This window comes from Pseudomonas graminis (assembly GCF_001705435.1).
Classification (GTDB): Bacteria; Pseudomonadota; Gammaproteobacteria; order Pseudomonadales; family Pseudomonadaceae; genus Aquipseudomonas; species Aquipseudomonas graminis_B.
Genome location: NZ_MDEN01000064.1, coordinates 255,185 through 275,878, shown reverse-complemented (window position 1 = coordinate 275,878; position 20,694 = coordinate 255,185). Strand labels below are relative to the sequence as shown.

The 20,694-nt window shown below is 62.5% G+C and carries 16 protein-coding genes; 10 read left to right on the top strand and 6 right to left on the bottom strand.

Annotated elements, in window-relative coordinates:
- Window positions 1-306: 306 nt before the first annotated feature.
- Together BBI10_RS16485 and BBI10_RS16480 are read left to right on the top strand one after the other, a co-directional pair.
- Window positions 307-1,869: an alkaline phosphatase D family protein gene (locus tag BBI10_RS16485; RefSeq protein WP_065990125.1), complete on the top strand. Its 1,563-nt coding sequence runs from the start codon at window positions 307-309 to the stop codon at window positions 1,867-1,869.
- 125 nt (window positions 1,870-1,994) lie between these two features.
- A complete protein-coding gene (locus BBI10_RS16480; protein WP_065990124.1) occupies window positions 1,995-2,936 on the top strand; it encodes an AEC family transporter in 942 nt (313 codons plus the stop codon).
- A gap of 21 nt (window positions 2,937-2,957) precedes the next feature.
- Here BBI10_RS16480 and BBI10_RS16475 read toward each other — a convergent pair whose 3' ends face one another.
- The 5 genes from BBI10_RS16475 to gatC form a co-directional block, all read right to left on the bottom strand.
- On the bottom strand, window positions 2,958-4,010 hold the full coding sequence (locus BBI10_RS16475; protein WP_065990122.1) for a calcium/sodium antiporter: 1,053 nt from the start codon (window positions 4,008-4,010) through the stop codon (window positions 2,958-2,960).
- Between the two features lie 45 nt (window positions 4,011-4,055).
- Window positions 4,056-4,430, bottom strand: coding sequence for a septal ring lytic transglycosylase RlpA family protein (locus BBI10_RS16470; protein WP_065990120.1), 375 nt, complete (start codon window positions 4,428-4,430; stop codon window positions 4,056-4,058).
- Between the two features lie 73 nt (window positions 4,431-4,503).
- Window positions 4,504-5,949: an Asp-tRNA(Asn)/Glu-tRNA(Gln) amidotransferase subunit GatB gene (gene gatB / locus BBI10_RS16465; RefSeq protein ID WP_065990118.1), complete on the bottom strand. Its 1,446-nt coding sequence runs from the start codon at window positions 5,947-5,949 to the stop codon at window positions 4,504-4,506.
- An 11-nt stretch (window positions 5,950-5,960) separates the two neighbouring features.
- Window positions 5,961-7,412 carry an Asp-tRNA(Asn)/Glu-tRNA(Gln) amidotransferase subunit GatA gene (gene gatA, locus BBI10_RS16460; RefSeq protein WP_065990116.1) on the bottom strand — a complete coding sequence of 484 codons (1,452 nt, stop codon included), beginning with the start codon at window positions 7,410-7,412 and terminating at the stop codon, window positions 5,961-5,963.
- 15 nt (window positions 7,413-7,427) lie between these two features.
- Window positions 7,428-7,715 carry an Asp-tRNA(Asn)/Glu-tRNA(Gln) amidotransferase subunit GatC gene (gene gatC / locus BBI10_RS16455; protein WP_065990114.1) on the bottom strand — a complete coding sequence of 96 codons (288 nt, stop codon included), beginning with the start codon at window positions 7,713-7,715 and terminating at the stop codon, window positions 7,428-7,430.
- Window positions 7,716-7,922: 207 nt separating this feature from the next.
- Between gatC and mreB the strand changes: the two genes are divergently transcribed.
- The 8 genes from mreB (at window position 7,923) to tldD (ending at window position 20,040) form a co-directional block, all read left to right on the top strand.
- A complete protein-coding gene (gene mreB / locus BBI10_RS16450) occupies window positions 7,923-8,960 on the top strand; it encodes a rod shape-determining protein MreB (RefSeq protein ID WP_020292894.1) in 1,038 nt (345 codons plus the stop codon).
- A 234-nt stretch (window positions 8,961-9,194) separates the two neighbouring features.
- Window positions 9,195-10,337: a rod shape-determining protein MreC gene (gene mreC, locus BBI10_RS16445; protein ID WP_244160382.1), complete on the top strand. Its 1,143-nt coding sequence runs from the start codon at window positions 9,195-9,197 to the stop codon at window positions 10,335-10,337.
- A complete protein-coding gene (mreD, locus tag BBI10_RS16440; protein WP_065990112.1) occupies window positions 10,337-10,828 on the top strand; it encodes a rod shape-determining protein MreD in 492 nt (163 codons plus the stop codon). Before mreC ends, mreD begins: the two co-directional genes overlap by 1 nt.
- Before the next feature lie 338 nt (window positions 10,829-11,166).
- Window positions 11,167-11,778, top strand: coding sequence for a Maf family protein (locus BBI10_RS16435; RefSeq protein WP_065990110.1), 612 nt, complete (start codon window positions 11,167-11,169; stop codon window positions 11,776-11,778).
- Entirely contained in the window at window positions 11,775-13,232 is a 1,458-nt protein-coding gene (rng, locus tag BBI10_RS16430; RefSeq protein ID WP_037012596.1) for a ribonuclease G, read from the top strand. Before BBI10_RS16435 ends, rng begins: the two co-directional genes overlap by 4 nt.
- Window positions 13,233-13,422: 190 nt before the next feature.
- Window positions 13,423-17,238: a YhdP family protein gene (locus tag BBI10_RS16425; RefSeq protein WP_065990109.1), complete on the top strand. Its 3,816-nt coding sequence runs from the start codon at window positions 13,423-13,425 to the stop codon at window positions 17,236-17,238.
- A gap of 505 nt (window positions 17,239-17,743) precedes the next feature.
- Window positions 17,744-18,595: a carbon-nitrogen hydrolase family protein gene (locus BBI10_RS16420; protein WP_065990108.1), complete on the top strand. Its 852-nt coding sequence runs from the start codon at window positions 17,744-17,746 to the stop codon at window positions 18,593-18,595.
- 2 nt (window positions 18,596-18,597) lie between these two features.
- Complete coding sequence (tldD, locus tag BBI10_RS16415; protein WP_065990106.1) at window positions 18,598-20,040, top strand: metalloprotease TldD; 1,443 nt, start codon at window positions 18,598-18,600, stop codon at window positions 20,038-20,040.
- Window positions 20,041-20,088: 48 nt separating this feature from the next.
- Here the strand turns inward: tldD and yjgA are convergent, their stop codons facing one another.
- A complete protein-coding gene (yjgA, locus tag BBI10_RS16410) occupies window positions 20,089-20,610 on the bottom strand; it encodes a ribosome biogenesis factor YjgA (RefSeq protein WP_065990105.1) in 522 nt (173 codons plus the stop codon).
- Window positions 20,611-20,694: the final 84 nt, after the last annotated feature.

The window sequence follows — 20,694 nt, the reverse complement described above, 5'->3', positions numbered from 1 at the left end:
CTGGCGCTTTCATGTCGCACCGGTTTTAGCCGGGAAGAGGCCGGTGTGTTCGCCATCAGATCTTTGGTGTGAATGCCGACGCCTTCCCGGCTTAAGCCAGTTCTACAAGTGCGTGGTCCGGCGTGCGGCGATGTGTTGGATGTTCGGGCTCCTTCGTGAGCAAGTTCGCTCCCACAGGGGCCGAGTATGGCGCTGGATTAGTGCCATTCAGCGTCAACGTCCAGCCTCCCGCCACTTCCCTGTCATCTCCTGCAAACAATCCGCTGCTAGCTTCCTCCTTTTGGCATTCCCTTGAGGAGGATAAACATGTCCCGGTTCGACCTGACTCGCCGCCGTATCATCCAGGCCGCTGGCGCCGGATTGTTGTTGCCGGGGCTCGCGCCTGCGGTCATTGCGTCGGTCAAGGATCGCCCGAAGATGACCGACGGCGTGCAGTCCGGCGATGTGCTCGGCGACCGTGCCATGGTCTGGAGCCGCAGCGACCGGCCTGCGCGGATGGTGGTCGAATGGGACACCCGCAGCATGTTCAGCAACCCCCGCCGCACGGTCTCGCTGCTCGCCGACCCACGCACTGACTTCACCGCGCGCGTCGAACTGACCGGCCTGCCGGCGGATCAAGCCATCTTCTACCGCGTGTTCTTCGAGGACGCGCAAACCGGCGTCGCCAGCGAACCCTGGTTCGGCCATCTGCGCAGCGTGCCGGTCAATCGCCGCAACATCCGCTTCGTCTGGAGCGGCGACACCGTCGGCCAGGGCTTCGGCATCAACCCCGAGATCGGCGGCATGCGCATTTACGAAGCCATGCGTCTGCGCTTGCCGGACTTCTTCATCCACAGCGGCGACACCATTTACGCCGACGGCCCGGTGCCTGCCGAGGTGGTCACCGAGGGTGGGCGTGTCTGGCGCAACATCACCACGGAAGAGAAGAGCAAGGTCGCCGAAACCCTCGACGAATACCGCGGTGCCTACCGCTACAACCTGATGGACGAAAACCTGCGGCGCTTCAACGCCGAGGTCCCGCAGATCTGGCAGTGGGACGACCACGAAGTGACCAACAACTGGTCACCGAGCAAGCAGCTCGACGACCGCTACAAGGTCAAGGACATCCGGCTGTTGGCGGCGCGCGGGCGACAGGCGTTCCTCGAATATGCGCCGATGCGCCTGCAGAGCGCCGACAACGGCGGGCGGGTCTATCGCAAGATCGCTTACGGCCCGATGCTGGACGTGTTCGTGCTCGACATGCGCAGCTATCGCGACGGCAACGACGCCAATCTGGCCGACAAGCCGGGGCCGACCACTGCCTTTCTGGGCCGCGAGCAACTGGATTGGCTCAAGCGCGAACTTCAAGCCTCTGGGGCTCAGTGGAAAGTCATTGCCGCTGACATGCCCATCGGCCTGGGCGTGCCCGACGGCGAGATCAGCCCCGGCGTGATGCGTTGGGAGGCCATCGCCAACGGCGACGACGGCGCGCCGAAAGGCCGCGAACAAGAAGTCGCCGAACTGCTGGGCTTCCTGCGCCAGCAGAAGGTCCGCGACACCGTCTGGTTGACGGCTGATGTGCATTACTGCGCGGCGCACCACTACCACCCCGATCAGGCGGTGTTTCAGGATTTCGACCCGTTCTGGGAGTTTGTGGCCGGGCCTTTGAATGCGGGCAGTTACGGGCCTAATACCCTGGACAAGACCTTCGGGCCCGAGTTGGTATTCCAGAAGGCTCCGCCAGCGCAGAACACTTCACCCTTCGCCGGCTTCCAGTTTTTTGGTGAGGTGAACATTGACGGCCAAAGCGGGGAAATGACCGTGACACTGCGGGATCTGGACGGGGTTTCGGTGTTTGAGAAGAGGCTGCAACCTGCCAGCCAGGCCTGACGCCCCGACAGGCAACGCGGTCCGGCTTATTGATCAGTCGTACGATAACCAGGTAATTGCCGGTAACACTTCCCGCGCCGCTGGCCTATCATTAGGCACCTAACGACGGCTCAGGGTTGGCGTGCATGCTGGCAATCTTTCTGGAAACCCTGAACATCACCGCGCCGGTCTTCGCGATGCTGTTTCTCGGCGTGTTGCTCAAGCGCGTGGGCTGGATCAACGACAGCTTTATCCACACCGCATCGTCGCTGGTGTTCAACTGCACCATGCCGGCGCTGCTGTTTCTGGGGATCATTCACGCTGACCTCCACGCGGCGTTTCAGCCGGGCGTGCTGATCTACTTCATCGTCGCCACGCTGGCGGGTTTCGCGTTGTCGTGGGGGTGGGCCATTTACCGCGTGCCGTTCGCCGAGCGTGGGACTTACACCCAAGGGGCGTTTCGCGGCAACAACGGCGTGATCGGCCTCGCCCTGGCCGCGAGCATGTATGGCGACTACGGCATTTCCCTCGGTGCGATCCTCGCGGCGCTGGTCATTCTTTTCTACAACACCCTGTCCACCGTCGTGCTGGCGGTCTACAGCCCGGTGATCAAGTCCGACCCGTGGAGCATCACAAAAAGCGTCATGGCCAATCCGCTGATCATCAGCATTGTCGTCGCGGCGCCGTTCGCCTACTTCCAGATCCCGCTCCCCAAATGGCTCGATACCTCCGGCAGCTACCTGGCGCAGATGACCCTGCCGCTGGCGCTGATGTGCATCGGTGGCACGCTGTCATTGAAGTCGTTGCGAGAGAGCGGCACCTTGGCGATCAGCGCGAGCCTGATGAAGATGGTCTGGCTGCCGCTGATCTGCACGCTGGGCGCGTGGCTGCTGGGTTTCCGTGACGCGGAGCTTGGGATTCTGTTTCTGTACTTCGGCGCCCCGACGGCATCGGCCAGTTTCGTCATGGTCCGCGCGGCCAATGGCAACCACGAACTGGCCGCGTCGATCATCGTCATGACCACCCTGGCAGCAGCGGTCACGACCAACGTCGGGATATTCATTCTGCAATGGGGCGGGTGGATTTAGTCTTAGTAGGCCTGTCGCCCATCAATGCTGACGCCGCCACGCCCGCACCGTTCCCACGACGATACACAGCGCAATCACCGGCAGCGCGTAGTGAATCATCAAACGCTCCAGCCGCTCGGCCAGGGGCATGCCCGTGGTAAACGACACGATGTGCAGCCCGTACACCGCGTAAAGCCCGAGCAACAACAGCCCCTCCAGCCGGGTGATCCGATACCCCGAATAGAACAGCGGGACGCACAGCGCCGCGACGCCCAGCATCACCGGCAAATCGAAATCCAGCGCATTGGGCGAGATCGACAACGGCCCGGTGGAGATCAACGCCGTGATGCCGAGCACGCCCAGCAGGTTGAACAGGTTGCTGCCGATGATGTTGCCCACCGCGATATCCCGCTCGCCGCGCAATGCCGCGACCAGCGAGGTCATCAACGCCGGCAGCGAGGTCGCAACCGCGATCACGGTCAGGCCGATCACCCGTTCCGACAGGCCCAGGTCCAGGGCTACCGAAACCGCCGCGCCGACGAGAAGGTGACTGCCGAACGTCAGCAGCGCCAGGCCGCAGGCCATCAGCGCCAGCCGGCCCAGCATCGGCCAAATGCGTCGGCGCGGTTCAAGGTCCGTTCTCGCCACATGCCGCGCGCCGTGGGCGAACTGACGGACCACGACGAACAGATACGCCGCCATGCCCATCAACAGCACGACGCCATCCAGCGCGCTCAGCTCGCCATTCCACGCCAGCGCTGCGACCAGGGCGGTGGCCGCAATCATCAATGGCAAATCGACGCGCACCAGTTGCCGGGCCACGCGCAGCGGGATGATCAGTGCGGACAGCCCGAGCGTGACCAGCACGTTGAAAATATTGCTGCCAATGACGCTGCCGACCGCAATGTCGGTGCTGTCAGTGAACGCCGCTTGCAGCCCGACCGCGAGTTGCGGGGCACTGCTGCCCAGCGCCACGACGGTCAGGCCGAGGAACAGCGGGCGGGTTTTGAGCAGGGCGGCCAGGGCCACAGCGGCGCGCACTGACAGTTGTGCGCCGATGATCATCAACAGCAGGCCGCAGGCCAGCTCGATCAGCGTGGGCAGGGGCAGATTCGTTAGGGCAAGAATTCAGGGCACCAGTCAGTCGTCGAGGGCTTGTACCCGCACTTGGGCGGTTCCGCTGCGCAGCATACCCAATTGCGCGGCGGCTGCACGTGACACATCGATCAGCCGCCCCCGGGTGTGCGGGCCGCGGTCGTTGATGCGGACGATGACCCTGCGGTCGTTGTCCAGATTGGTGACTTGCACGCGCGTGCCGAACGGCAATTGCCGGTGCGCGGCGGTCAGTGAATTGGCGTCGAAGCGTTCACCGCTGGCGGTGCGCTGACCTTGATGTTGCGAGCCGTAATACGAGGCGCCGCCGGTGGCGTTGTAGCCGTGCGGGTCGATGATGCCGTCACTGGCGCAGCCGGCCAGCAGAGAGAGCAGGGCGCAAGCGCCGAGGATTCGCCGCATGGGGCAGGGTCTCTACAGAAAGTGTTGATCGTTCCCGCGCCAGGCGCGGGAACAACCGCTAGCGTGAACGCACTCAGCCTTCCAGCTTGCGCTTCAGCAGTTCGTTGACCTGGCCCGGGTTGGCCTTGCCTTTGGATGCCTTCATCGCTTGCCCGACGAAGAAGCCGAACATCTTGCCGCGTTTGGCCTCATCGGCCGCGCGGTATTGCTCGACCTGTTCGGCGTTGGCAGCCAGGACGTCGTCCAGCATCGACTCGATGGCGCCGCTGTCGGTGACTTGCTTCAGACCGCGCTGATCGATGATCTCGTCGGCGCTGCCTTCGCCATTAGCCATGCCTTCAAACACCATTTTGGCGATCTTGCCGGAAATGGTGTTGTCCTTGATGCGCAGCAGCATGCCGCCCAACTGTTCAGCGCTGACCGGCGACTCGTCGATCTCGACGCCTTGCTTGTTCAGCAACGAACCCAACTCGACCATCACCCAGTTGGCCGCAAGCTTCGCGTCACCGGAAATGCTCACCACCTTTTCGAAGAAGTCTGCCTGTTCGCGGCTCGAAGCCAACACGCTGGCGTCGTACAGCGACAAGCCGAACTGCGACTGGAAACGCTCGCGTTTCTGCGGCGGCAGTTCCGGCAGGGTCGCGCGGGTCTGCTCCAGGAACGCGTCTTCGATGATCACCGGCAACAGGTCGGGATCGGGGAAGTAACGGTAGTCGTTGGCTTCCTCTTTGCTGCGCATGGCGCGGGTTTCGTTGGTGTTCGGGTCGTACAGGCGGGTCTGCTGAATGACCTTGCCGCCGTCTTCGATCAGGTCGATCTGGCGCTGGATCTCGCTGTTGATCGCCTTCTCGATGAAGCGGAACGAGTTGACGTTCTTGATCTCGCAGCGCGTCCCGTACTCAACCTGGCCTTTCGGGCGAATCGACACGTTGCAGTCGCAGCGTAGCGAGCCTTCGGCCATGTTGCCGTCGCAGATGCCAAGGTAGCGAACCAGCGCGTGCATCGCCTTGACGTAGGCAACCGCTTCTTTGGCCGAACGCATGTCCGGCTCGGAAACGATCTCCAGCAACGGCGTACCGGCGCGGTTCAGGTCGATGCCGGTCATGCCGCTGTAGTCTTCGTGCAGGCTCTTGCCCGCATCTTCTTCAAGGTGGGCGCGGGTCACGCCGATGCGCTTGATGGTGCCGTCTTCCAGGGTGATATCCAGATGGCCTTTACCAACGATCGGCAATTCCATCTGGCTGATCTGATAGCCCTTCGGCAGGTCCGGGTAGAAGTAGTTCTTGCGGGCGAACACGTTGTGCTGACCGATCTCGGCGTCGATGGCCAGGCCGAACTTGACCGCCATCTGCACGGCTTCCTTGTTCAGCACCGGCAACGTGCCGGGCATGCCCAGATCGACGAGGCTGGCCTGCGTGTTCGGCTCGGAGCCGAACGTGGTGGCGCTACCGGAGAAAATCTTCGATTGGGTGGTGAGCTGGGTGTGAATCTCCAGCCCGATGACGACTTCCCATTGCATGTGTTTTCTCCTTAGAAGCCAGCCGGCGAGCGGGTGTGCCAATCGGTTACTTGCTGATATTGATGGGCAACGTTCAGCAAGCGGCCTTCCTGGAAATACGGCGCCAGCAATTGCACGCCCACCGGCAGGCCGTCGGCGAAACCGGCAGGCATCGACAGGCCGGGCAGGCCCGCGAGGTTGGCGGTGATGGTGTAGAAGTCTTCCAGGTACTCAGCGATCGGGTCGGCATTCTTGGCGCCGATTTTCCATGCCGGGTTCGGCGTGGTCGGGCCGAGGATCACGTCGACTTCGGCAAACGCGTTCATGAAGTCATTCTTGATCAGGCGGCGAATCTTCTGCGCCTGCAGATAGTAAGCGTCGTAGTAACCGGCCGACAGCGCGTAGGCGCCGACCATGATCCGGCGCTGCACTTCAGGGCCGAAGCCTTCGCCACGGGAGCGCTTGTACAGATCGGTGAGGTCTTTCGGGTCTTCGCAGCGATAGCCGAAGCGCACGCCGTCGAAACGCGACAGGTTGGAAGAGGCCTCGGCCGGCGCGATTACGTAGTAAGCCGGAATCGCGTGTTGCAGGTTCGGCAGGCTGATTTCCTTGACCACTGCGCCGAGCTTTTTCAGCGCTTCGACGCTGGCCATGACCAGATCGGCGATGCGCGGGTCGAGACCGGCGCTGAAGTATTCCTTCGGCACGCCAATGCGCAGGCCCTGCAGCGAGGCGTTCAGGCCGGCGCTGTAATCCGGGACGGGCTCGTCGATGCTGGTGGAGTCGTTGACGTCGAAGCCGGCCATGCCTTGCAGCAGCAGCGCGCAGTCTTCAGCGGTGCGCGCCATCGGGCCGGCCTGATCGAGACTGGAAGCGTAGGCGATCATGCCCCAGCGCGACACGCGACCGTAAGTCGGCTTCAGGCCGGTCAGGTTGGTCAGTGCAGCAGGCTGGCGAATGGAGCCGCCGGTGTCGGTGCCGGTGGCGCCTGGCAGCAGACGCGCGGCAACTGCTGCTGCCGAACCGCCAGAGGAGCCGCCCGGGACGTGATCCAGATTCCACGGGTTTTTCACCGCGCCGTAGTGGCTGGATTCGTTGGCCGACCCCATGGCGAATTCGTCCATGTTGGTCTTGCCCAGGGTCACGGTGCCGGCGGCGGCGAGGCTGGCAACCACGGTGGCGTCGTAGGGCGCCTTGAAGTTGTCGAGCATCTTCGACGCGCAGCTGGTGCGAATGCCCTTGGTGCAGAAGAGGTCCTTGTGCGCCAGGGGAGCCCCCAGCAGCGCGCCGGTTTCACCTGCCGCGCGACGGGCATCGGCAGCCTGGGCCTGGGTGATCGCCAGGTCTTCGGTGACGGTAATGAAGCTATTGAGCTGCGGATCCAGCTGGGCGATGCGCGCCAGCAGAGTGCGAGTCAATTCTTCGGAAGAAAACTTTTTATCGGCGAGTCCGCGAGCGATCTCTGCCAGAGTCATTTGATGCATTGCAGGCACATTCCCTTAGTCGAGGACTTTCGGAACCAGATAAAGGCCGTCTTGGACCGCTGGTGCGATGGCTTGATAGGTATCGCGATGATTGATCTCGGTAACGGCGTCTACACGCAGACGTTGCGAGGCTTCAAGGGGGTGCGCGAGGGGCTCGATGCCGGTGGTATCGACCGCCTGCATCTGATCAATCAGCCCGAGAATGCTGTTAAGTGCTTCAGTAGTACGCGGGATATCGGCGTCATTGAGGCCAAGTCGGGCCAGATGAGCGATTTTTTCCACGTCGGAGCGATCAAGCGCCATGGGGTTCTCCAGTGGAATGCGCACGGGGTGAGCCGTACGTCAGATTGCGGAACACTACGCCCTTTAAACGGTCATAAGGCCGCGATCTTCCAGGGTAGTGCTCGGAAAAACAGCCAATTTAACATATTGGCTCCTTGCCCAAAATCCCTGTCGTTGTTAGAGTTTGCCGCACTTTTTTACCCACGCGTTGCCTAGGGTCCTTTCCCCATGTTCAAGAAACTGCGTGGCATGTTTTCCAGCGATCTTTCCATCGACCTGGGCACTGCCAACACCCTTATTTACGTGCGTGAGCGCGGCATTGTGCTGAATGAACCATCAGTTGTGGCCATTCGGACCCACGGAAATCAGAAGAGCGTTGTTGCTGTCGGGATGGAAGCCAAGCGGATGCTGGGCCGTACCCCGGGCAACATTGCCGCCATTCGCCCGATGAAAGACGGCGTCATCGCCGACTTCAGCGTCTGCGAAAAAATGCTTCAGTACTTCATCAACAAGGTTCACGAGAACAGCTTCCTGCAGCCAAGCCCTCGTGTGCTGATCTGCGTTCCTTGCAAATCCACCCAGGTCGAGCGTCGCGCCATCCGCGAATCCGCTCTGGGCGCCGGTGCACGTGAAGTATTCCTGATCGAAGAGCCGATGGCGGCGGCCATCGGTGCCGGCCTGCCAGTCGAAGAGGCCCGCGGCTCGATGGTTGTCGACATCGGTGGTGGTACCACCGAAATCGCGCTGATCTCCCTGAACGGCGTGGTGTATGCCGAGTCCGTCCGTGTGGGTGGCGACCGTTTCGACGAAGCGATCATCACTTACGTGCGTCGCAACTACGGCAGCCTGATCGGCGAATCCACCGCCGAGCGCATCAAGCAGGAAATCGGCACGGCCTACCCGGGCGGCGAAGTGCGTGAAGTCGACGTACGCGGTCGCAACCTGGCTGAAGGCGTGCCACGTGCCTTCACCCTGAATTCCAACGAAGTGCTGGAAGCGTTGCAGGAATCCCTGGCAACCATCGTTCAGGCCGTGAAGAGCGCACTGGAACAGTCTCCGCCAGAGCTCGCTTCGGACATCGCCGAGCGCGGTCTGGTGCTGACCGGTGGTGGCGCGTTGCTGCGTGACCTCGACAAGCTGCTGGCCCAGGAAACCGGTCTGCCGGTGATCGTGGCCGAAGACCCGCTGACCTGCGTTGCGCGTGGCGGTGGTCGTGCGCTGGAAATGATGGACAAGCACACCATGGACCTGCTCTCCAGCGAATAAGTCGCCGGTACGCAGCATGTTGCGCTTAACGGGCAGCACCTCACCGTGCTGCCTGTTCGTGTCCGACCTGTTGACGTCGCGCAGCGATGTTGCAAGTCTGACGCCCTGCATTTCCACCAACCCGCATCAGGCCGGTTTCATGTCGCATGAATAAGCACAGCAAAACTCACGCACCTCTGCGCGCATCTCTGGAAGGAGCGGCCCATTAAACCGCTTTTTTCCAAGGGTCCGTCTCTGGGCGTCCGTCTACTGGTGCTGGTCGTGCTGTCTGTGGCCATTATGGTCGTGGACGCGCGTTTCACCCTGCTCAAACCTGTCCGCAGTCAGATGTCACTGGTGCTGATGCAGTCTTACTGGATTGCCGATCTGCCCGAGCGTCTGTACCAGGGCGTTGCCAGCCAGTTTGGCAGCCGCACCGAGCTCGCCGCCGAAAACGAAAAACTCAAGACCGAGAACCTGCTGCTGCAGGGCCGCCTGCAAAAGCTGGCGGCGCTGACCGAGCAGAACGTGCGCTTGCGCGAGCTGCTGAATTCGTCGGCGCTGGTCAACGAGAAAGTCGAAGTCGCTGAGCTGATCGGCATGGACCCCAACCCGTTCACCCACCGGATCATCATCAACAAGGGTGAGCGCGACGGCGTAGTCCTCGGCCAGCCAGTGCTCGATGCGCGCGGCCTGATGGGGCAGGTGGTCGAGTTGATGCCCTACACGTCCCGTGTACTGCTGCTGACCGACACCACTCACAGCATCCCGGTGCAGGTGAACCGTAACGGCCTGCGCGCGATTGCCAGCGGCACCGGCAATCCTGAACGTCTTGAGCTGCGCCATGTGGCGGACACCGCCGACATCAAGGAAGGCGACCTGCTGGTGAGTTCCGGCCTGGGTCAGCGCTTCCCGGCGGGTTATCCGGTGGCGACGGTCAAAGAGGTGATCCACGACTCCGGCCAGCCTTTCGCCATCGTCCGGGCGGTGCCCACCGCCGCACTGAATCGCAGCCGTTATCTGTTGCTGGTGTTCTCGGACGGCCGTTCCCCTGAAGAGCGCGCTGCCGACGCCGCGCAGCAGCAGGAATCCCTTGATCGTCAGACGGCCGACCCGGCGGCGGTGCCCTCGGCCACTGTGCCGGGTGCCGCCCCTGCTGCCACGCCGAACAAGGCGGTCGTTCCGGCCACCGTGCCCAAGCCTGCCGGACACAGTGCTTCGTCGACGCCGGCCAACGCCAACAGCGCGTCTGCTCCGGCGACCACTGAACCGGCGGCGACCACGCCTGCCAAGCCCGCGACCAGCAAGCCGCCCGCCAAACCTGCGGCGAAACCTGCCGCCACCCGACCGGCGACGCCTGCTGCGACCCCGGCCGCTCCACGCGAGAGGGAAGAATAATGGCGCGTCACGCTCCCGCACGAAACGGCTGGGTGGTCTGGCTGACCTTCGCCATCGGCCTGCTGCTCAGCGTTTCGCCGCTGCCGCAGTTCATGGAAATATTTCGCCCGCTGTGGCTGGCCTTGCTGCTGGCCTTCTGGGCATTGGCGTTGCCGCACAAGATCGGCATGGTCACGGCGTGGATGCTGGGGCTGGCCGAGGATGTGCTGTACGGCACGTTGCTGGGGCAGAACGCGTTGATCCTCACGTTGATTACCTTTCTCGTGCTGTCGCTGCAGCAGCGCTTGCGCATGTTCCCGATGTGGCAGCAGTGTCTGGTGATCCTGGTGATTTTCGGCCTCGCGCAGCTGGTGCAGCTGTGGCTGAGCGCGCTGACCGGCAACCGTCAACCGACCCTGGCGCTGGTGTTGCCGGCGTTGGTCAGCGCATTGCTCTGGCCATGGGTCAGCTACGGACTGCGGGGGTTACGCCTGCGTTTGAAGATCAACTAAGTAATTGGGAGCGGCATCTGCCAGTTTTTGTAGGACCGGCTTCAGCCGGGAAGAGGCCAGTGTGAGCACCCCAATCCTGCGGCGTGACACCCGACGCTTTCCCGGCTAAAGCCGGTCCTACAGGATGAAGGAACGGAAAGGAACGCGGAAAGGGGACTGATTTATTTACAGCGCTTCACCGTAAATTAATCTGTCCCCGGCAGCTGAATGTTGCGGCGTTACACCTGGCGCTTTCCCGGCTGAAGCCGGTCCTACAAGGGAAGAGGCCGGCGCGAGCACCCTCCCTTCAGCGGTGTGCACCAAGGCTACGCTTGTGATCAACGACACGGAGACGTCCCATGCCCCACCTTCTTCTTGCCTCCGGCTCCCCGCGCCGTCGTGAGCTGCTCACCCAGATCGGCGTGCCGTTCACGACCCTCAGCGCCGACATCGACGAAACCCCTCTGGCCAACGAAACCCCTGCCGCGTACGTCCTGCGGCTGGCCCGTGGCAAGGCGGACGCCGGGCTGCTGCAGCTCGCCAACGATCCCGCCTACCCGACCGCCTGCGTACTGGGCGCCGACACCGCCGTGGTCCTCGACGGCCGCATCCTGGGCAAACCGGCGGACGAAGCCGAGGCGCTGGCGATGCTGGCCGCATTGTCGAACCGGGAACACGAAGTCCTGACCGCCATCGCCGTGGTGCACGAAGAACGCTGCGAAACCCGAACCGTTACCAGCCGTGTCCGCTTTCGGGCGATCCCGGAAGACGAGGCCCGCCGCTACTGGGCCAGCGGCGAGCCCTGCGACAAGTCCGGCGGCTACGGTATCCAGGGGCTGGGCGCGGTGTTTGTGGAAAACCTCAGTGGCAGTTATTCCGCCGTGGTCGGCCTGCCCTTGTGCGAAACCGCAGAAATCCTCCAGCGTTTCGGCATACCCTGTTGGCAACGCCCGGAAGGTGACAAGTCATGAGTGAAGAGATTCTGATCAACATCACGCCGATGGAATCGCGCGTGGCCGTCGTTGAGAACGGGGTGTTGCAAGAGGTGCACGTCGAACGCACCCAGCGTCGCGGGATCGTGGGCAATATCTACAAGGGCAAAGTCGTGCGCGTGCTGCCTGGCATGCAGGCGGCGTTCATCGACATCGGGCTGGACCGCGCGGCGTTCATTCACGCATCTGAAATCTCCATGCGCGAAGGCCCGGCCGTGGAGACCATCAGTTCGCTGGTCCACGACGGACAGAGCCTGGTGGTTCAGGTCACCAAGGACCCGATCGGCAGCAAAGGCGCGCGGTTGACGACGCAACTGTCGATCCCGTCGCGCTACCTCGTGTACATGCCGCGCACCGCCCACGTCGGCATTTCCCTGAAAATCGAGGACGAAGCCGAGCGCGAGCGCCTGAAACAAGTGGTCAGCGATTGCGTCGCCAAGGAAGGGATCAAGGAGAAGGGCGGTTTCATCCTGCGCACGGCGGCCGAAGGTGCGGGCGCCGACGAGATCATGATGGACATCCGCTACCTGCGCAGGCTGTGGGACCAGATTGGCGAGCAGATCAAAACCATCAGCCCGGCCAGCGTGATCTACGAAGACCTGGGCCTGGCGCTGCGCACGTTGCGCGACCTGGTCAGCCCGCGCACCGAGAAGATTCGCATCGATTCCCGCGAGACCTTCCAGAAGACCACCCAGTTTGTCGCCGAGCTGATGCCGGAAATCGCCGATCGCCTTGAGCATTACCCCGGCGAGCGGCCGATTTTCGACCTGTACGGCGTCGAGGATGAAATTCAGCGGGCGCTGGACCGCAAGGTGCCGCTCAAGTCCGGCGGCTATCTGGTCATCGATCCCGCCGAAGCCATGACCACCATCGACGTGAACACCGGTGCGTTTGTCGGTCATCGCAACCTCGAAGAGACCATCTTCAAGACCAATCTTGAAGCGGCGACCGCCATTGCCCGACAGCTGCGGCTGCGCAACATCGGCGGCATCATCATCATTGATTTCATCGACATGGAAGACGCCGAGCATCAGCGCCAGGTGCTGCGGACCCTGGAAAAACAGCTCGAGCGCGATCACGCCAAAACCAACATCATCGGCATCACCGAGCTGGGCCTGGTGCAGATGACCCGCAAGCGCACCCGGGAAAGTCTGGAGCAAGTGCTGTGCGAGCCGTGCAGCAGTTGCCAGGGCCGTGGCAAGCTGAAGACCCCGGAAACCATCTGCTACGAGATATTCCGCGAGATTTTGCGCGAAGCCCGGGCTTATCAGGCGGTGGGCTACCGCGTGCTGGCCAATCAGAAAGTGGTCGACCGGCTGCTCGACGAAGAATCCGGCAACGTGGCCGAGCTGGAAGTGTTCATTGGCAGGACCATTCGCTTTCAGGTCGAGACCATGTACTCCCAGGAACAATATGACGTCGTGCTGCTCTGAGAGTGCGTGATGCGCCGTGCTGCCCAGTGGCCGCGCAGCTGAAAACAGAAAACAGTGCCCTTGAGGCAGACGGAACGGATGCCGTCCAAAGAGAACAACGCGTGGCGATTGAGCACAACCTGGACGTACCCGCACCTGCACGATTGGGCCTGATGCCATGTGCAGGCGGTTTTTGCGGAGGCGCAGCGACATGGAACGTCTGACGCGGTTTCTGGCTGTGCTGACCCGTTGGGGGCTGAGTCTGTGCGCCCTTTTCGTGGTGCTGGTCGCGCTGTACGTGAGCGTCGGCCGTCAGTTGGTGCCGATGGTGGCCGAATACCGCGCCGACGTGGAAGCCAAGGCGCAGGCGGCGCTGGGCATGCCGGTGAGCATCGGTCGGCTGGAAGGCAGCTGGAGCGGCTTCGCCCCCATCTTTGTTGCGCGTGATGTGATGATCGGCGAGGGCGGCAACGCCGTTCGGCTCGATCACGTGCGCGCCATGCCCGACCTGCTCGCCAGCCTGCGTACCCGCGAAGTGCGTCTCGAACGCCTTGAACTGGACGGCCTGCAGATTGGTCTGAAAGAAGACCAGAACGGCCACTGGGCACTGCAGGGCCTGCCCGTACAGCCCGATCAGGTGACCGATCCCGAGCAAATCCTCAATCAGATGCAGATGGTCTCGCACCTGTCGCTATTCGACAGCCAGATCACCTTGCAGCCCTATGATCATTCGCCCCTGACGCTGACCTATGTGAGCCTGACGCTGAAGACCGGCAGTCTGCATCAGCGCCTCGACGCGCGCCTGAACCTGCCCGACGGCCAGCCATTGTCGTTGAACGTGCGCTCCACGGTGCGCGCCCATCAATGGCGCGACGGCGAGGCCCAGGCCTACCTGAGCTTGCCGCAAAGCGAGTGGTCGCAGTGGTTGCCGAAGAGCCTGACCCGCGACTGGAAAATTCAGAAGCTCAAGGCCGGCGGCGAGTTGTGGCTGAACTGGGGCAAGGGCAATCTGCAAAGCGCCGTCGCCCGCTTGAATGCGCCGCAGTTCAAAGGCTCGTACGCCGACCGCAAGCCTGCACGCATTGACAATCTGGCCCTTAACGCCTGGTTTGTGCGCGACGAAAAAGGCTTCAGCGCGACGCTCGACTCGCTGGCGATGGACCTGAACAGCAAGCGCTGGGAAAGCCGCGTTGATCTGCAGCAGACTGCTGCGACGGCCGATGCCGAAGAGCTGTGGCACGTGCAGGCCGACCGGCTTGATCTGACGCCGATCACGCCGCTGCTCGACTCACTGGCGCCGTTGCCTGACAAGGTGATGGTGGCGGTCGACCGCCTGAAAGTCACCGGGGGCCTGCGCAACGTGCTGGTTGATTACCGACCGCAGGCCGAGCCGCCAAAACGAGTGAGCTTCGCCGCCAATCTTGACAAGGTCGGTTTCGACGCCTACCACGGCGCGCCGGCGGCGGGGAACGTCAGCGGCGCGATCAGCGGTGATCTGGGTCAGGGCGAACTGCGCCTCGACACGGATGATTTCATGCTGCACCTGGACCCGATCTTCCGTAACGAATGGAAGTACCGTCACGCCAATGCAAAGCTGACCTGGTCGCTGGACGATCAGGGCTTCACGCTGATTGCACCGTACATCAAGGTTCAGGGGGAGGAGGGCAATATTGCCAGCGACTTCCTGATTCGCCTGCACTTCGATCACAGCCAGGAAGACTACATGGACCTGCGCGTCGGGCTGGTCGACGGCGACGGGCGCTACACCTCCAAATACCTGCCTGCCGTGCTCAGCCCGTCCCTTGATCAGTGGTTGCGCACCGCAATTCTGGGTGGCAACGTCGATCAGGGTTTCTTCCAGTATCAGGGCTCGATCAGCAAAGATGCGCCTGACGTGGCGCGGGTTATCAGCCTGTTTTTCAAGGTGCGCAACGCGAGCCTGGCGTTCCAGCCGGGATGGCCGCAGCTGAACAATGTCGACGGTGACGTCTTCGTCGAAAACAGTGGCGTGCGCATTCGGGCCAACAAGGGGCAGTTGCTGAACACCCAGGTCAGCAATGTCGCGGTGGACATTCCCCATGTTCCGGCGGGCCAGTCCAGCCATTTGCTGGTGGACGGGGATCTGAAAGGCAGCCTCCAGGACGGCATGAAGATTCTCCAGGAAGCGCCAATCGGCACCGGGCAGACCTTCGCGGGCTGGCAGGCAGAAGGGCCGCTGCAGGGGCATATCAACCTGGATATACCGCTGGTGAAGGGCCAAGAGCCCAAAGTCGTCGTCGATTTCAGTACCGACAATTCGCGTCTCAAGCTCGCCGATCCGGTGCTGGAGCTGACGCAACTGCGCGGCGATTTCCGTTTCGATTACACCAAAGGCCTGAGCGGCAAGAACGTCAAGGCCGTCGCCTTTGACAAGCCGGTGAACGCCGAGATTTTCGCCGAAGGCAAACCGGGAGCACCGGTGACGCGTATTACCGCCAGCAGCCAGATCGCCAGCAAGCGCCTGACCGATTGGCTGGGCGTGACGCAGCCGTTGCCGATCTCAGGCGATCTGCCCTACCAGTTGCAACTGACATTGAGCGGCAACGCCAGTCAGCTGCAGATCAACTCGAATCTAAAAGGGTTGGCGGTCGATTTGCCGGCGCCCTTCGGCAAAACCGCAGATGATGCGCGCGACACCGATTTGCGCATGAACCTGCAAGGCCCGGAGCGGCGCATCGACGTCGGCTACGGCAATATCGCCAATCTCGCGTTTGCGTCGCCGCCGGGCAAATTCGGCGACGGCCGTGGCGAACTCTTCCTCGGCGAAGGCGGGGCGATCGTGCCGGACGCCAAGGGATTGCGCGTTCGCGGTTCGTTGTCGGAACTGGACATCGCGCCCTGGCAAGCCATGGCTGAGCGGTATGCCGGCAATGACCCGGGGGGTAGCGCCAAGCAATTACTCAACAGCGTCGATTTGCAGATCGGCAAGCTGACCGCGATGGGCACGACGCTGGAGCAAGTGGGCGTTCAGCTCCAGCGCAGCAGTGCCGCATGGGCGCTGTCGCTGGACAGCTCGAAGGTAAAAGGCACTGCGACGTTGCCGGACAGCAAAGCCGCGCCGATCGACATCAGTCTGCTGTATGTACGCTTGCCTGCACCGGACCCCAACGCGGCAGTCGTTGAAAACGCGCCGGACCCGTTGGCGGACGTGGACCCGCGCAATATTCCCGCGCTGAACATCAAGATCACTCAGCTGTTTCAGGGCGATCAATTGATGGGGGCGTGGTCGCTCAAGATCCGCCCGACGCCGAACGGTATCCAGATGTCCGACATGAATCTGGGCCTCAAAGGCATTGCGCTGCTGGGTAATGGCGGTTGGGAAGGTACACCGGGGACGACCAGCAGTTGGTTCAAGGGCCAGGTGAGCGGCAAGAATCTCGCGGATGTGCTCAAGGCCTGGGGTTTCGCGCCTACGGTCACCAGTCAGGAGTTCGAGCTGAACGCTGACGGTCGCTGGCCGGGCTCGCCCGCCTGGGTGGGGTTGAAGCGCTATTCCGGCAGCCTGGATGCGACGCTCAAGAACGGCCAGTTCGTTGAGGTCGAGGGGGGGGCGCAGGCGTTGCGGGTGTTCGGCCTGCTCAACTTCAACTCCATTGGCCGGCGTCTGCGTCTGGACTTCTCCGACCTGCTGGGCAAGGGCCTGAGTTACGACAAGGTCAAAGGGCTCCTGGTGGCGAGCGATGGCGTATACGTCACCCGCGACCCGATCACCATGACCGGCCCGTCCACCAATCTGGAGCTCGACGGCACGCTGGACATGGTCCGCGACCGCGTCAACGCCAAGCTGCTGGTGACCCTGCCGGTGACCAATAACTTGCCGATTGCCGCGTTGATCGTCGGCGCACCGGCGATTGGCGGCGCGTTATTCCTCGTCGACAAGCTGCTGGGCGATCGCGTGTCGCGCTTTGCCAGCGTGCAGTACAAGGTCGAAGGTCCTTGGAAAGAACCGAAGATCACCTTCGACAAGCCGTTCGAGAAACCGCAGTAATCACTGCCTTGGCACGACGCAGACCTGTGCAGCGTGACGCCCGACGCCTTCCCGGCTAAAGCCGGTCCCACTGGGTAAATGCGGTGTCAGTGAGGACCGCGTGCTTTTGTAGGACCGGCTTCAGCCGGGAACAGGGGAGAGGGGACTGATTTATTTACAGCGCTTCACCGTAAATTAATCTGTCTCCGTTGGCCAAACTCTGCGGTGTAACACCCGACGCCTTCCCGGCTAAAGCCGGTCCCACTGGGTAAATGCGGTGTCAGTGAGGACCGCGTGCTTTTGTAGGACCGGCTTCAGCCGGGAACAGGGGAGAGGGGATTGATTTATTTACAGCGCTTCACCGTAAATTAATCTGTCTCCGTTGGCCAAACTCTGCGGTGTAACACCCGACGCCTTCCCGGCTAAAGCCGGTCCCACTAAGGTTGGCTGTCGAATTGGGGCTTTCGAACGAGCCCAATCGTCGGCGCCTGGAGTAGAGTGCAGTTCTATCGATCGGGGAGCGTGTATGTCCTTCGCAGTCATTCAGATGGTCAGCCAGAGCAATGTGCTCGGCAATCTGGCTCAGGCGCGCCGGCTGCTGGAACAGGCCGCTGCATCGGGCGCCAAACTGGCGGTGCTTCCGGAAAACTTCGCTGCCATGGGCCGTCGTGATATCGCTGCCATCGGCCGCGCCGAGGCCCTTGGCGAAGGTCCGATCCTGCCATGGTTGAAACTTGCCGCTCGCGACCTCACCTTATGGATAGTGGCCGGGACATTGCCGCTGCCGCCGGAAGGTCAGCCGGATGGCAAGGTCACGGCGTGTTCGTTGCTGATTGACGATCAGGGCCGGCAAGTCGCGCGTTACGACAAGCTGCACTTGTTCGATGTCGACGTTGCCGATGCGCGAGGGCGTTACCGGGAATCCGACGATTACGCCCATGGCAACAACGTGGTGGTGGCGGACACGCCGGTCGGGCGCCTGGGGCTTTCGGTGTGTTACGACCTGCGTTTCCCGGAGCTGTACACCGCGCTGCGGGAAGCCGGGGCTGAACTGATCACCGCGCCGTCGGCCTTTACCGCCGTAACCGGCGCGGCGCACTGGGAGATTCTACTGCGCGCCCGGGCCATCGAAACCCAGTGCTATGTGCTGGCGGCGGCCCAAGGCGGCATTCATCCGGGGCCGAGAGAAACATTTGGGCATGCGGCGATCATAGATCCATGGGGCCGCGTGCTGGCCGAGCAGGCGCAGGGTGAAGCCGTGCTGCTGGCCGAACGAGACAGCGTCGAACAAGCGTCCATACGGGCGCGCATGCCGGTAGCGAATCACCGGCGATTTTTTTCGCAGGCCGCCGTGCGACCTGCCAATACCCCGGAGTGAATATGAGCCACTTGTCCTCTGTCAGCGAACACCTTCTGGCACCAGGCGGCCTGAGCTTAGACAACCTGCAATCGGTGCTCGGCGAGCTGGCCGGTCCAGGCATCGACGCCGCCGACCTGTATTTTCAAGGGCAGATTTCCGAGTCCTGGGCACTGGAAGACGGCATCGTCAAAGAAGGCAGCTTCAACCTGGACCAGGGCGTCGGCGTACGCGCGCAGTCAGGCGAGAAAACCGGCTTCGCCTACAGCAACGCCATTACTCATGAAGCCCTGATCCAGGCGGCCCGGGCCGCTCGCTCGATTTCCCGCGCGGGCCAGAACGGCCGGGTTCAGGCGTTCACCACCCAGGACGTCGCCCAGCTGTACGCGCCGGACAACCCTCTGGAAGTCATGACCCGCGCCGAGAAGGTCGAACTGCTCAAGCGCGTCGACGCCGCCACCCGTGCGCTGGACCCGCGTATTCAGCAAGTCACCGTGAGCATGGCCGGTGTCTGGGAACGTATTCTTGTGGCGTCCACTGACGGCGGTCTTGCCGCCGACGTACGTCCGCTGGTGCGTTTCAACGTCAGCGTGATCGTCGAGCAGAACGGCCGTCGTGAGCGCGGCGGACACGGCGGCGGCGGACGCACCGATTACCGTTATTTCCTCAGCGACGACCGTGCGATGGGCTATGCCCGTGAAGCGTTGCGTCAGGCGCTGGTCAATCTGGAAGCCATTCCGGCGCCGGCTGGCACCTTGCCGGTCGTATTGGGCTCCGGCTGGTCCGGCGTATTGCTGCACGAAGCCGTCGGCCACGGCCTTGAGGGCGACTTCAACCGCAAGGGCAGCTCGGCCTACAGCGGCCGCATGGGCGAAATGGTTGCGTCGAAACTCTGCACCATCGTCGATGACGGCACCCTGGCCGATCGCCGTGGCTCCCTGACCGTCGATGACGAGGGCACCCCGACCGAGTGCACCACGCTGATCGAAAATGGCGTGCTCAAGGGCTACATGCAGGACAAGCTCAACGCACGGTTGATGGGCGTCGCGCGCACCGGCAACGGCCGTCGCGAGTCCTACGCACACCTGCCGATGCCGCGCATGACCAACACCTACATGCTGGGCGGCCAGAGCGATCCGGCGGAAATCATCGCCTCGGTCAAGCGCGGCATCTACTGCGCCAACCTCGGCGGCGGGCAGGTGGACATCACCAGCGGCAAGTTCGTGTTCTCCACCAGCGAGGCCTATCTGATCGAAGACGGCAAAATCACCGCGCCGGTCAAAGGCGCGACGCTGATTGGCAACGGCCCGGAATGCATGAGCCGTGTGTCGATGGTCGGCAACGATCTGTCCCTGGACAGCGGCGTCGGCACCTGCGGCAAGGACGGTCAATCGGTTCCGGTAGGCGTCGGTCAGCCGACGCTGAAGATCGATGCGATCACCGTTGGCGGCACAGGCGGGGCTTGATAATCGAGGGGCTTGCGCCGGTTGAGTGATTCAAACGGCGCAGCAGTTCTAGCGCAGTCCGCGTTTGCTTTCGTCTAGCTCGCGGATGTATTTGAAAATTTTGCGGGTCGCGGTAGGGGCCTTGTTCTGCGCAGCTTCATGCTGAGCCTGACGGATCAGCGAGCGCAGTTGCTGACGGTCGGCGTCCGGGTACTCACTGACGAACTGCTCAAGCACGTCGTCGGTACCGGTCACCAGGCGATCACGCCAGCGTTCCAGATTGTGAAAGCGCTCGTTGTACTGGCGCGTAGAGGCGTCAAGCTGATCGAGCAGCACCAGGATTTCATCCAGATCCTGATCGCGCATCAGCTTGCCGATGAATTGAATGTGGCGTTTGCGCGCAATGTGCGCGGTGTGCTTGGGAGCATCGGCCAGTGCCCGACGCAGAGGGTCGGTCAGAGGCAGCTTGGCCAGCACATCGGGCTTGAATGTCGTCAAGCGTTCGCCCAGCTCCACCAGAGCGTGAAGCTCTCGTTTGACCTGGGTTTTGCTTTTCTCTCCGTCGAAGGAGTCGTCGTAAGAATCAACCATGGGGGCCGTCCGCAAATAAACGCCGCCATGATAACCAGTCAGGGCCCGGTTGTCCGGCCCGGCTGCTGAAATCAGAATTTGATG

Bases quoted from the DNA above. Each gene is read 5' to 3' on its own strand.
- BBI10_RS16485 (WP_065990125.1), top strand. From the start codon at position 307: ATGTCCCGGTTCGACCTGACTCGCCGCCGTATCATCCAGGCCGCTGGC.
- BBI10_RS16480 (WP_065990124.1), top strand. From the start codon at position 1,995: ATGCTGGCAATCTTTCTGGAAACCCTGAACATCACCGCGCCGGTCTTC.
- BBI10_RS16470 (WP_065990120.1), bottom strand. From the start codon at position 4,430: ATGCGGCGAATCCTCGGCGCTTGCGCCCTGCTCTCTCTGCTGGCCGGC.
- gatB (WP_065990118.1), bottom strand. From the start codon at position 5,949: ATGCAATGGGAAGTCGTCATCGGGCTGGAGATTCACACCCAGCTCACC.
- gatA (WP_065990116.1), bottom strand. From the start codon at position 7,412: ATGCATCAAATGACTCTGGCAGAGATCGCTCGCGGACTCGCCGATAAA.
- gatC (WP_065990114.1), bottom strand. From the start codon at position 7,715: ATGGCGCTTGATCGCTCCGACGTGGAAAAAATCGCTCATCTGGCCCGA.
- mreB (WP_020292894.1), top strand. From the start codon at position 7,923: ATGTTCAAGAAACTGCGTGGCATGTTTTCCAGCGATCTTTCCATCGAC.
- mreD (WP_065990112.1), top strand. From the start codon at position 10,337: ATGGCGCGTCACGCTCCCGCACGAAACGGCTGGGTGGTCTGGCTGACC.
- BBI10_RS16435 (WP_065990110.1), top strand. From the start codon at position 11,167: ATGCCCCACCTTCTTCTTGCCTCCGGCTCCCCGCGCCGTCGTGAGCTG.
- rng (WP_037012596.1), top strand. From the start codon at position 11,775: ATGAGTGAAGAGATTCTGATCAACATCACGCCGATGGAATCGCGCGTG.
- BBI10_RS16425 (WP_065990109.1), top strand. From the start codon at position 13,423: ATGGAACGTCTGACGCGGTTTCTGGCTGTGCTGACCCGTTGGGGGCTG.
- BBI10_RS16420 (WP_065990108.1), top strand. From the start codon at position 17,744: ATGTCCTTCGCAGTCATTCAGATGGTCAGCCAGAGCAATGTGCTCGGC.
- tldD (WP_065990106.1), top strand. From the start codon at position 18,598: ATGAGCCACTTGTCCTCTGTCAGCGAACACCTTCTGGCACCAGGCGGC.
- yjgA (WP_065990105.1), bottom strand. From the start codon at position 20,610: ATGGTTGATTCTTACGACGACTCCTTCGACGGAGAGAAAAGCAAAACC.